At 74.1% G+C, this 11,441-nt stretch carries 9 protein-coding genes and 1 pseudogene; 5 read left to right on the top strand and 5 right to left on the bottom strand.

The genetic code is table 11. The features are described from left to right. Positions 1–44: 44 nt before the first annotated feature. From amrb99_RS35270 to amrb99_RS35280, 3 genes are all read right to left on the bottom strand, one after another. Positions 45–1,277, bottom strand: coding sequence for a carbohydrate kinase family protein (locus tag amrb99_RS35270; protein ID WP_190864486.1), 1,233 nt, complete (start codon positions 1,275–1,277; stop codon positions 45–47). A gap of 115 nt (positions 1,278–1,392) precedes the next feature. Continuing rightward, positions 1,393–2,769: a 6-phospho-beta-glucosidase gene (locus amrb99_RS35275; protein WP_190864488.1), complete on the bottom strand. Its 1,377-nt coding sequence runs from the start codon at positions 2,767–2,769 to the stop codon at positions 1,393–1,395. Then, entirely contained in the window at positions 2,766–3,527 is a 762-nt protein-coding gene (locus tag amrb99_RS35280) for a DeoR family transcriptional regulator (RefSeq protein ID WP_190864490.1), read from the bottom strand. Before amrb99_RS35280 ends, amrb99_RS35275 begins: the two co-directional genes overlap by 4 nt. A gap of 212 nt (positions 3,528–3,739) precedes the next feature. On the opposite strand from amrb99_RS35280, the gene amrb99_RS35285 reads away from it, so the two are divergent. Both amrb99_RS35285 and amrb99_RS35290 read left to right on the top strand, forming a co-directional pair. Continuing rightward, positions 3,740–4,591 (top strand): NAD-dependent protein deacetylase, encoded by an 852-nt coding sequence (locus tag amrb99_RS35285; RefSeq protein ID WP_347256984.1) that lies wholly within the window; start codon positions 3,740–3,742, stop codon positions 4,589–4,591. A 102-nt stretch (positions 4,592–4,693) separates the two neighbouring features. Then, positions 4,694–5,371, top strand: a complete 678-nt coding sequence (locus tag amrb99_RS35290; RefSeq protein ID WP_190864494.1) for a DUF6348 family protein — start codon at positions 4,694–4,696, stop codon at positions 5,369–5,371. Positions 5,372–5,399: 28 nt separating this feature from the next. Here the strand turns inward: amrb99_RS35290 and amrb99_RS35295 are convergent, their stop codons facing one another. Both amrb99_RS35295 and amrb99_RS35300 read right to left on the bottom strand, forming a co-directional pair. Continuing rightward, entirely contained in the window at positions 5,400–5,879 is a 480-nt protein-coding gene (locus tag amrb99_RS35295; RefSeq protein ID WP_190864496.1) for a MarR family transcriptional regulator, read from the bottom strand. Between the two features lie 80 nt (positions 5,880–5,959). Then, complete coding sequence (locus amrb99_RS35300; RefSeq protein ID WP_347256985.1) at positions 5,960–9,007, bottom strand: FAD-linked oxidase C-terminal domain-containing protein; 3,048 nt, start codon at positions 9,005–9,007, stop codon at positions 5,960–5,962. A 164-nt stretch (positions 9,008–9,171) separates the two neighbouring features. On the opposite strand from amrb99_RS35300, the gene amrb99_RS35305 reads away from it, so the two are divergent. From amrb99_RS35305 to amrb99_RS35315, 3 genes and pseudogenes are all read left to right on the top strand, one after another. Continuing rightward, positions 9,172–10,722 carry a hypothetical protein gene (locus tag amrb99_RS35305; protein WP_347256986.1) on the top strand — a complete coding sequence of 517 codons (1,551 nt, stop codon included), beginning with the start codon at positions 9,172–9,174 and terminating at the stop codon, positions 10,720–10,722. Positions 10,723–10,793: 71 nt separating this feature from the next. Continuing rightward, a complete protein-coding gene (locus amrb99_RS35310) occupies positions 10,794–11,234 on the top strand; it encodes a hypothetical protein (protein ID WP_190864500.1) in 441 nt (146 codons plus the stop codon). Then, positions 11,231–11,441 (top strand): annotated as a pseudogene (locus amrb99_RS35315) (hypothetical protein); the annotation flags it as partial. The gene amrb99_RS35310 and the pseudogene amrb99_RS35315, both read left to right, overlap by 4 nt.

An 11,441-nucleotide genomic window follows, 5' to 3' on the forward strand; every position in this document is an offset into this window, starting at 1 on the left:
GCCGGCACGGGTCCTGGGGTGGGGCGGGGGGCTGGGACGATCCGTCAGGACGAGTGCTGCAGGTCGTCGCGGAGCGTCGGCTCGGCGCGCACGACGGTGTCGGTCGCCGAGTCGGGAATGTAGTCGACGACGAACGCGTACGGTTCCAGCACCTCCTCGGGGACCTCGCCGGACTCGCCGAACGCGGCGATCTCCCCCCAGCAGGGGGCGCCGAGCGAGCCGCTGCGGTGCCGGACCGACAGGCCCGCGCACAGGTTGGCGAACTTCAGCCGCTCGTCCAGGGGGAGCCCGGCGAGGGTGCCGAACAGGAACCCGGCGCCGAACACGTCGCCCGCTCCGGTGGCGTCCAGCGCCCGGACCGGCAGCGCGTCGGTCTCGGCGACCTCGCCGCTGCGCGAGTCGATCGCGATCGCGCCGGCGCCGCCGCGCTTGACCACGACCACCGGGACGCGCTCCGACAGGGCGCGGGCGGCGGCCTCGGGCGAGGCGGTGCGGGTGTAGGCCATCGCCTCGACCGCGTTGGGCAGGAACACGTCGACGTGCTCCAGCCGGTCCAGCACCTCGCTGGACCAGGTCTCGGTGGCGTCCCAGCCCAGGTCGGCGAAGACCGTGGTGCCGGCGGCGCGCATGTCCCGCGCCCACGCGGGCACCGGCCGCTCGATGTCGATGAAGCAGGCCCGCGCCGACGGCGGCGCCGACCCGAGCACCTCCTCGTAGGGGCCGTCGGCGGAGCCGATGTCCGGGACGGGCTTGGCGTAGGTGACCATGCTGCGGTCGGAGTCGTAGGCCAGCGACACCGTGACCGGCGTGGGCCAGGTGGGGACGCGGCGGGAGTGGCCGAGGTCCACGCCCTCCTGCTCGGCGAGGGTCCGCCACAGGTAGGCGCCGAACAGGTCGTCGCCGAACGGGGCGGCGAGCCCGACGCGCAGCCCGAGCCGGCTCATCGCCACCGCGATGTTGGCGATGCCGCCGGGCGCCGAGCCGAGCCCGTCGGTGAACAGCTCGGTGCCGGGCGGCGGCAGGCCGGGCAGCCCGGTGAAGATCATGTCCATGAAGACCTGGCCGGACAGGAACACGTCCAGGTCGGGCGCCGGCCCCTCGGCGCCGTCCGCGCGCTCCGCCAGCAGCCGCTCGGTCACCGCGCCGCGCTCGGCGCACGGGTCGGCCAGCGAGGGCTCGGGCGGGCGGCCGGGGGCCCCGGTCTCGCCGCCGGACGGGGCGGCGGCCGCGCCGCGCTCGCCGGCGGCCGGGGCCCCGCGCAGGGTTCCTGCTGTCATTGCGCCTCCTCACGAGGGCCGTCAGAGATGGGACCAGGATGACCGGTTGTCAGGACAAAACAGGGTGGGGTACGGGCCGGGTCGGGCGGCGGTGCCGCGGCCGGCCTGCGGCCCGTCACGTCCCGCCCGCGAACACGGCCGCGACCTCCGGGATGCGGGCGGCGTAGCCGTCCAGCAGCCGCCGCCCCACCGACACCGAGTCGACCAGCGGGTGCAGCCCGAACGCCTTGGCGGCCTCGGCGCGCGAGCCGGTCCGCGCGGCGCTGATCGTCAGCCGCTCGACGGCCTTCACCTGCTGCATCAGGCCGGCCTGGTGCAGGTCGGGCTGCGCGAGCGTCAGCGGGTGCACGCCGCCCGCGTCCACCAGCACCGGCACCTCCACCACGGCGTCCTCGGGCAGGGCGCGCACCGTCGTCCCGTTGCGGACGTTCAGGATCATCGTGGCGGGCTCGTTGCGGCTGATCGCGGCCATCACGCTCAGCGCGACGCCGGCGTAGCCCTCGTCGACCGGGTCGACGCCGGCGTGCCCCGCCAACTCGGTCCCGGTGTCGGCGCCCTTCATCTCCGCCATGTAGCTCGCGCTGCGCGACGCGACCGTCTCCCGCCACAGCTCCATCGCCGCGCCGCCGGACGCCGCGGCGATCCGCTCGTAGAACGCCGCCTGCTGCTTGGCGAGGAACTCGCCGCGCGTCTGGGGGGCGTCGAGGGTGGCGCGGACCGCCTCGCGGTTGAAGTAGTAGTAGTACAGGTACTCGTTCGGGATCACCCCGAGGTCGCGGAGCCAGTCGCGGCCGAACACCACGCCCTCCTCCAGCGAGCCGAGCAGGTCGTCGTCGGCGAGCAGCCGCGGCAGCACGTCCACGCCGTCGTGCAGGATGCGGCGCATCCAGCCGAGGTGGTTGAGGCCGACGTAGTCGAGCTGCACGCGGGACGGGTCGAGGCCGAGCGCCGCGGCGACCCGGGTGCCGAGCCCCGACGGGGTGTCGCAGATCCCGAGGACCCGGTCGCCGAGCACCGACTGCATCGCCTCGGTGATCATGCCCGCGGGGTTGGTGAAGTTGATGACGCAGGCGTCCGGTGCGAGCGCCTTCACCCGGCGCGCGATGTCGAGCATCACCGGGATGGTGCGCAGCCCGTAGGCCAGGCCGCCGGGGCCGGTGGTCTCCTGCCCGAGCACGTCCAGGTCGAGCGCCACGCGCTCGTCGCAGACCCGCCCGGCGAGCCCGCCGACGCGGATCGCGGCGAAGACGAAGTCGGCGCCTTCGAGCGCCTTGTCCAGCTCGGTGGAGGTGAACACCTTCGGCGCCGCGCCGGCCCCGCCCGCGTCCTCGTCCGCGAGCGCGGCCAGCACCGCCGCCATGCCGTCGAGGCGCCCGGCGTCGGAGTCCTGCAGCCAGACCTCCTCGATGCGCGGGGAGCCGTGGTCGCGCAGCAGGGCCTGGTACACGTAGGGCACCCGGAACCCGCCGCCGCCGAGAATGGCCAGCTTCATGCGATGAACACCTTCCCGCCCGCCTGCCGGCAGAGCTCGAGAGTCTTGGGATCGGCCCCGGCCGTGGTGACGAGCGCGTCGACCTGCGCGAGGGAGCACACGCGCAGCGAGCCGGTGCCGGGGAACTTGGCCTCGGAGGCGACGAGCACGACCCGGTCCGCGGACTCGATCATCGCCTGCTTGATCGGGGTCTCGACCTCCATGTCGTCGACCACGAGCCCGTTCGGCCGCACCCCGGTGCAGCTGAGGAACACGAGGTCGGCGCGGACCTGGCGGAGCGCGGTCTCGGTCAGCGACCCGACCAGCGTCAGGTAGTTGCGCCGGACCACGCCGCCGAGCAGGCACAGCCGCACGGCCTCGTCGTCGCGCAGCTCGTCCAGCACGGCCAGGTTCGCGGTGATCACGGTGACCGGGCGGCCGCGCAGGTGCCGGGCGATCAGCCGGGTGCTGGTGCCGATGTCGAGCACGACGACCATGTCGTCCTCGACCAGGGCGGCGGCCCGCGCCGCCACCGCCTCCTTTTCGGCGCTGTCATGCTCGGCCGACACCGCGAAGGAGACCTCCGGCACCGCCGCCCGCGGGGTCAGCGCCGCACCGCCGTAGGTGCGGACGAGCTCACCGTTGCGGTCCAGCAGGTCCAGGTCCCGGCGGATCGTCGACTCGCTCACCTGAAGGCTCTCGGCCAGCTCCTTGACGGACGCCGCCCCCTTCGTGCGCAGCGAGGACACGATCTGCGCGCGTCGCTTGCTCGAGGTCACGCAGGGGAACGTAGCACTCATGACCGACTTCGGTCATCACCTGGTGGAAAGTTGCTCGAACTCCGTCATACGCGCACCTGACCTGCACATATCCCGGTCAGCGCATGGAAAGAGTCAGTCAACGCGGTCAAGATCGGCTCCGTTCACCACGGGCGGACGGTCACCGTCTGTCAGGACGGACGGTCAACCGCCCCGTCGTGCACCATGGAGAGGTGACGCAGGTTGTAGAAGATCGGTCGGAAACGGCCCCCGGACTGGCGGTGCTCGCGGACCTGGTCGCCGACGGCGACGTGGTGGTGCTCAGCGGCGCCGGACTCTCCACCGAGTCGGGCATTCCGGACTATCGGGGCGAGACCGGCCGGCGGCGGCGCGCTGAGCCGATGACCTACCAGCGCTTCACCGGGGACGCGGAGGCGCGGCGCCGGTACTGGGCGCGCAGCCATCTCGGCTGGCGGCACATCGCCGGCGCCCGCCCGAACGCGGGCCACCGCGCGGTCGCCGAGCTGCAGCGGCGCGGCCTGCTGGCGGGGATCATCACCCAGAACGTCGACGGGCTGCACCAGGCGGCGGGCGCGGACGGCGTCGTCGAGCTGCACGGCGGCCTCGACCGGGTGGTGTGCCTGGGCTGCGGCGAGCGCACCCCGCGCACGCGGCTGGAGGAGCGGCTGCGCGCCGCGAACCCCGGCTGGGACGCCCGCCCCGACATGATCAACCCGGACGGCGACGCGGTGCTGTCGGACGCCGACGTCGCGTCCTTCCGGACGGTGGACTGCTTGCGCTGCGGCGGGCTGCTGAAGCCCGACGTGATCTTCTTCGGCGAGAACGTGCCGCCCGCGCGGGTCCGCGACTGCTACGCGCTGACCGAGTCCGCCGGGACGCTGCTGGTGCTCGGGTCGTCGCTGACGGTGCTGTCGGGGTACCGGTTCGTCCGGCACGCGGCGCGGCACTCCGTCCCCGTGGCGATCGTCAACCGGGGCGCGACGCGCGGCGACCCGCACGCGCTGGTGACGCTGGACGCGCCGCTCGGCGCGACCCTGGAGGAGCTCGTCGCCCTGACCTCCTGACGGCCGTCCCCCGACGACCGCTCTCCCGACGACGGCGCGGCCGCCGGCGCGGTTCGGGGAAACGGCGGGTACCTCCGTCTCCGCCCCGCTACGGTGATCATCATGGACATGGGGGCGGAGGACATCGCGGGCCTGCTCGCGCGGCTGCTGGCGGAGGGGCACGGGCTGCCCGCGGCGGCGGACGGCGCGGAGGTCGACGTGGCGGGGACGGGCGTGCGGATCGCGATCGCCGCGCCGCAGCCGCAGGACAACGGGCTCGTCCAGCTGCCGATCGGGGTGTCGCATCCGAGCTTCGGCGGGATGTTCGCCTGGGACCAGGCGGTGGGCGTGCCGGGCACCGACCGGCATCCGGCCGCCGACGCGCTCGACGGCTGGACGCACACGGTGTTCCCGGTGTTCGCCGCCGCCCTGCTGCCCGGTAGCGACCTCGCCGCGCACGCCACCGCGGAGCCGCTGGAGGGCGGCGACCGCAAGGCGGAGGTGTTCTACGGGCCGGTCGCGACGCGCGACTTCGGCGGCCTGACCGACGCCGACCGGTCGGCGATGGCGGACCGCCCGCCGACGCGGGTGGTGATCGAGGAGCTGTTCACCGGGTACGCGCTGCCGGACCGCCCGGTCTGGGTCTTCACGTTCTGCGCGCGGCTGCCGTCCGGGCCGGTCACGGAGGTGACGCTGCTGAACGGCGAGGCGGGCCCGTCGTTCGGGCACATCGCCGACCATCTGCCCTGGCAGGGGCACGGCTCCGTCAAGTCGTGGGCGCTGGTCGTGCCGCGCGGCTGAGCGGCGGGCGGGCCGCCCGGGCGGTCGGTCAGGTCCAGCCGAGGCGGGCCAGGTTCCTGACGGGCGGCTCGCCGCCCGCGTCGTTGAAGGCGCGCAGCGCGGCGACCAGCGCGCGGCGCTGCTCGGGCGGCATCCGGGAGACGACCGCGGCGATGTCGGCGCGGCGCCGGGCGGTGACGTCGCCGACGATGGCGCGGCCCGCGGCGGTGAGCTGGATGCGCACCTCCCGGCCGCTCGCGGGGCTGGCCCGCCGGTCGACCAGGCCGGCGGCGGCCAGCCGGTCGACCATCCGCAGCGCGGTGGAGGGGTTGACCTCCAGCAGACCGGCGAGCGTGACCAGCTTCGCCGGCCCCTGCGCCGACAGCACGACCAGCAGGCGGAACTGCGGCGGCGTGACGGCGTCCTCGACGGCGGCGAGGGACCGCGCGGAGATCGCCACGAGCAGCCGCGACGCGGTCAGCAGCGCCGAGGTGACCTCGTCGGCGCCCCCGTCCGCTTCCACGGTCATGACGACTTTCTACCGCTCCGGTGCCCGGCGCCGCCAGCGCCGCCCCCGCCCGGCGCGCGGAGGGCGGGGGCGGCGGGTCCTCAGTCCCGGCCGGCGCCGTCCGGGAGCAGGTCGGCGAGCAGTTCGGCGAGGTGGCGGGGCCGGGCGGCGGTGCCCGCCTCGATCTGGGTCCGGCAGGAGAACCCGTCGGCCAGCACGGTGGTGCCGGGCCCGGCGTCCTTGACGGCGGGCCACACGCCCTGCTCGGCGATCTTGGTGGAGACCTCGTAGTGGCCGTCCTCGAAGCCGAAGTTCCCGGCGAGGCCGCAGCAGCCGACGTCGAGCGTGTCGACCTGCACGCCGGCGCGGGCGAGGACGCGCTCGTCGGTGCCGAACCCCATGACGGCGTGCTGGTGGCAGTGCGGCTGGGCGATCGCGCGGACCTTCGGCCGGTCCAGCCCGGCGAGCACGTCGTGGGACGCGCCGGGCGAGGGGCCGCCGGACTCCTCCTGGTGCTCGTCGAGGAGCTCGGCGAGGGTGCGGGTCTGGTCCCGCAGCCGCTTCACGTCGTCCTCGACGCGGTCGCCCTCCATCAGCTCGGGCGCGTCGGCGCGGAAGACGGCGGTGCAGCTCGGCTCCAGGCCGACGACGGGGATCCCCTCGCGCAGCCGCGGCGCCAGCGCGCCGGCGGTGCGGCGCAGCACGCGCGCCGCGACGCCGAGCTGGCCGGTGGAGATCCAGGTCAGGCCGCAGCACATCGGGACCGGCGGCACCTCCACCTGGTACCCGGACGCCTCCAGCACGCGGACGGCGGCCTTGGCGATGTGCGGGTGGAAGTTGTTGGTGAACGTGTCGGGCCACAGCACGACCCGGCGGCCGCCGGTGCGCGCCGGACGGCGCTTGAACCAGTCGGTGAACCGCTCGGAGGCGAAGCGCGGCATCCGCCGCTCCGGGGCGATGCCGCCGAGCCGCTTGACCACCCGGTCCAGACCGGGGACGTTCAAGGCGGTGTTGGCCGCGCCGGGCGCCACCGAGGCCATCTTCGCCCACAGCGGCAGCCAGCCCATCGTGTAGTGCGCGGCCGGGCGGATCCGCCGGGCGTAGTGATGGGACAGGAACTCGGCCTTGTAGGTCGCCATGTCGACGTTGACCGGGCAGTCGCTGCGGCAGCCCTTGCAGGCCAGGCACAGGTCCAGGGCGTCGCGGACGTCCTCGGACCGCCACCCGTCGGTGATGACGGCGGCGCCGCCGGGCCCGGGCACCGCCGGGTCGGGCGTGCCGTCCTGCGGCATGCCGCGCATCATCTCCATCAGGATGCGGGCGCGGCCGCGGGTCGAGTGCTCCTCCTCCCCCGTCGCCCGGTAGCTCGGGCACATGACGCCGCCCGAGGAGGCGCGGCACTTGCCGATGCCGACGCAGCGGGCCGCCGCATGGGTGAAGCGGTGCTTGTCGTCGGGGAAGGAGAAATGGGTCTCCGGCTCGGCCGGGTCGTAGCCGAGGTGGTCGAGGTTGTCGTCGAGGCGGTAGGGGTGGACGACCTTGCCCGGGTTCATCTTCCCGCGCGGGTCGAAGATCGCCTTGAGCATCCCGAACAGCCGGACGACCTCGTCGCCGAACATCAGCGGCAGCAGCTCGCCGCGGGACTGGCCGTCGCCGTGCTCGCCGGACAGCGACCCGCCGTAGTCGACGACGAGGCGGGCGGCGCGCTCGATGAACCTGCGGTAGTTGCCGGTGCCCTTCTCGTCCTCCAGGTCGAACGGGATGCGGGTGTGCACGCAGCCCTGCCCGAAGTGGCCGTAGAGCGCGACGGGGCCGTAGCCGAACTCGTCGATGAGCCTCTGGAAGTCGCGCAGGTAGTCGCCGAGCCGTTCGGGCGGGACGGCCGAGTCCTCCCAGCCCTCGTGGGTGTCGGGCTGCCCGGGCGGGTAGGCGGTGGCGCCGAGCCCGGCCTCGCGGACCTTCCAGAGCCGCTCCTCGAGCGAGGGGTCGTGCACGAAGGTGCAGTGCGGCGGGTCCGGCTCGTTCTCCAGCCGCTCGATGAGGTCGTGGGCGCGCCGGTCGGCCTCGTCCTTGGTGTCGCCGCCGAACCGGACCATGAGCCAGCCGGCGCCCTCGGGCATGTCCTTCAGGACGGCTGGCCCGGCGAGCTTGTCCTGCCTGGCGAGGTCGAGGAGCGTGTCGTCCATTCCCTCGAGCGCGAGCGGCTCGGCGGGCAGGACGCGCTTCACGGCGTCGCCGGCCGCGAAGATGTCGTCGTAGCCGAGCACCGCCAGCGACTGGTACGGCGGGACCGGCACCAGGCGGATCTCCGCGCGCAGCACGGTGACCAGCGTCGACTCCGACCCGACCAGGGCGCGCCCGACGTCGAAGCCCTTCTCGGGCAGCAGCGAGTCGAGGTTGTAGCCGGACACGCGGCGCGGGATGTCGGGGTAGCGGGTGCGGATCAGCTCCATGCCGTCGTCGCGGAGCGCGCGCAGCGCCCGGTAGATCTCGGCGCGGCGGCCGCCCTCGGCCTGGATCCGCTCGTACTCCTCGTCGGAGGTCGGCCCGACCCACATCCGCACGCCGTCGTAGGTCAGCACCTCCAGCCGGACCACCGAGTCGACCATCTTCCCGTACGCCTGCGCCGACGCGCCGCACGAGTTGTTGCCGATCATCCCGCCGATCGTGCAGGTGTCGTGGGTGGACGGCTTCGGCCCGACCATCAGCCCGTGCTCCGACAGCGCCTCGTTGAGGTCGTCCAGGCACGCGCCGGGCTCGACGATCGCGGTCCGCCGCTTCGGGTCGACGGAGATCAGGTTCCGGCAGTACTTCGACCAGTCGATGACGACGGCGGTGTTGCAGCACTGCCCGGCCAGGCTCGTCCCGCCACCACGCGACAGCACCGGGACGTCGTGCTCGGCGCAGACGGCGACCGCCTCGGCGCCGGCCTCGACGGTGCGGGGCACCACCACGCCGATCGGCGGCTGCTGGTAGTTCGAGGAGTCGTGCGCGTAGGCGGCCCGCGATCCGGGATCGAAGCGGACCTCGCCGTCCACCCGGTCGGCCAGGTCGCGGCGCAGCGCCGCGGTCCTCCACTCCCCCTCGCCGCCGGGGCCCTCCCCGTTCCCGTCCCGCCTCGCGTGCCTATCCGCTCCCAGCTTGCCCACCTGACGCAGTCGCTCCGCCGATACAGACATGCAGGAGCGCATACCCGGGTCGCGCGATTCAATCCGAAGGCGCAGCGGCGCGCCCGACGCGGCGGCGCCGCTTCCGGCCTCCGCGATCGCGCCTGCCGGGCGCCCGCTTTGGGATAAGGTGTCGGCCGATTCATGTGATCTTGTCGCGGGGGACGTCGTTGCAGGGTGCCCGACCAGCTGGTGATCTCACGCCCGAGCTGCTCCGATCGCCGGTCTGGCACGACCGGCAGGTCCAGTCCGCGGGCATCCCGCTGTACGACGTGCCGCTGGTCACGGTCGGCGGCGGGCTCGGCTCGTTCACGCTGGTGGACGTCCTGCGGATCCAGGGGGTCGCGGCGGGCGCCATCCGGGTGCTGTCCAGCCGGGATGCACCCTGGGAGTCATGGGAGTACCTGACCCGGGTGTCGCAGCTTCCGGCGGGCGAGCGGATCCGCTCCGACGCCGGCGCCCGGCCCGACAACATCTGGGGCTTCCCGTCCTACGCGCTGCACGAGGCGTGGCGGGACAAGTCGATCAAGCTGCTGTGGCAGGTGCTGACCGAGCCGATCCTCAGCGACTTCTTCAGCCCCCGCGCCGCCACGGTGTTCGAGACCGTCCGCCGCGAGGCCGAGCGGATCTCCTACTGGCAGATGCTCTCCAAGGGGCAGGTGCGGATGGTGCGGCGCCGCGCGGGCGGCGGCTACTTCACCGTCCTGACGCCGCCGCCGGGCACGTCCGCGACCAAGCGGGTCGTGATGCGGTCGCAGTACGTGCACCTGGCGGTCGGCTACCCCGGCCTGAAGTTCCTGCCCGACCTGCAGCAGTTCCGCGAGACCCACAACGACTATCACCGCGTCGTCAACGCCTACGAGCCGCACGAGCACGTGTACGAGACGCTGAAATCGCGTCCGGGCGTGGTCGTGGTGCGCGGCGCCGGGATCGTCGCGTCCCGCGTGCTGCAGCGGCTGATGGACGACCGGGAGCGGTACGGGCTGCAGACGCAGATCGTCCACATGTTCCGCACGTTCGTCACCGGCGCGCACGGCTCGGGGCCGTGGATGCGGCGCAAGGGCGGCGACGGCTGGGCGTACCAGGCGTTCACGCTGCCGAAGTCGGCGTTCGGGGGGCAGCTGAAGGCGCAGTTCCGGCGCGCCGGGCCGGAGCGGCGGGCCGAGTTGTCCAAGGCCGTCGGCGGGACGACCACGCCGCGGCTGCGCCGCTGGCAGGAGCAGATGCGGCAGGGCCGCGCCGGCGGCTGGTACCACCCGTTCCAGGCCGTGGTGGACCGGGTCGAGCCGACCCCGGACGGGCGGCTGGTGTCGCTCACCCGCAGCGACGACGGGCGCCTCGGCCGCTACACCTCCGACTTCATCATCGACTGCACCGGGCTGGAGGCCGACATGCCCGAGCACCGGGTGCTGGCCGACCTGCTGCAGTACGGCGGCGCGCGGCGCAACGGCGCGGGCCGTCTCGCGGTCGGCGAGCACTTCGAGGTGCTCGGCGCCGAGAGCGAGGGCGGGGTGCTGTACGCCTCCGGCGCCGCCGCCGCGGGCAACCACTTCCCCGCCGTGGACAGCTTCCTCGGCATGCAGACCGCGGCGCTGGACATCGCCGAGGACCTGGCCCGGCGCGGGTTCTGCTCGCGGCTCGGCCCGGTGCGGTCGACCGGCCAGTGGATCAGGTGGATGAGGGGCCGTCCCCTCTGACCCGCCGCCCGTCCCGCTCCCCTCCCCCGGCCCCGCCCTTCCACGCCCTCCCCCACGCAGGAGCTCCCACCGTGATCCCCACCCTCGCCGGACGCCTGCAGACGCGCATCTTCGTGCTGGCCACGGTCGGCGCGCTGCTGACCGCGCTGGTCGTCCCGGTGCTGCCGGGCAGGCCGGGCTCGCTCGGCATGGCGTACCGGACGGCGTTCCTGATGCTCCTCGCCGTGATGGCGGTGGGCCTGGTGTGGGAGCTGCTGTACCACCTGCTGATGCAGTTCCGCTGGGACAAGGACTGGCCGACGCTGTTCGGGCTGGTCACCATGGTCCCGGAGGGCGCCGTGATGTGGCTGCTGCTGAACACCGGGCTCGTTCCCGGCGTCGGAGACCATGTGTCGGCGTCGATGTTCGTGACGATGTTCGTGGTCGTGTGGCTCGGCCAGTGGCTGTTCCTCAACGGGCCCATGCGGGTGCTCTCCGTGCGGTGGAGGCTGCGCGGCGGACGGCTGCTGTGACCGGCGGGGCGCGGGCGTTCGCGCGGCCGCTGCCCGGCGACGGTCTCGTCGCGCAGGAGGGCGAGCTGTCGCTGGTGTGCGCGGCGCCCGACGCGGTGACGGCGCCGCTGGTGGACGCGCTGCTGACCGCGCTGCAGGAGGTCGCGGAGGCGGGCGGCGACGGGGCCGAGCTCGTGCGCCGCGCCGCGCGGGCGCTGGCCGGCCGCG

Source organism: Actinomadura sp. RB99 (assembly GCF_014706005.1).
In the GTDB taxonomy this organism is placed as follows: domain Bacteria; phylum Actinomycetota; class Actinomycetes; order Streptosporangiales; family Streptosporangiaceae; genus Spirillospora.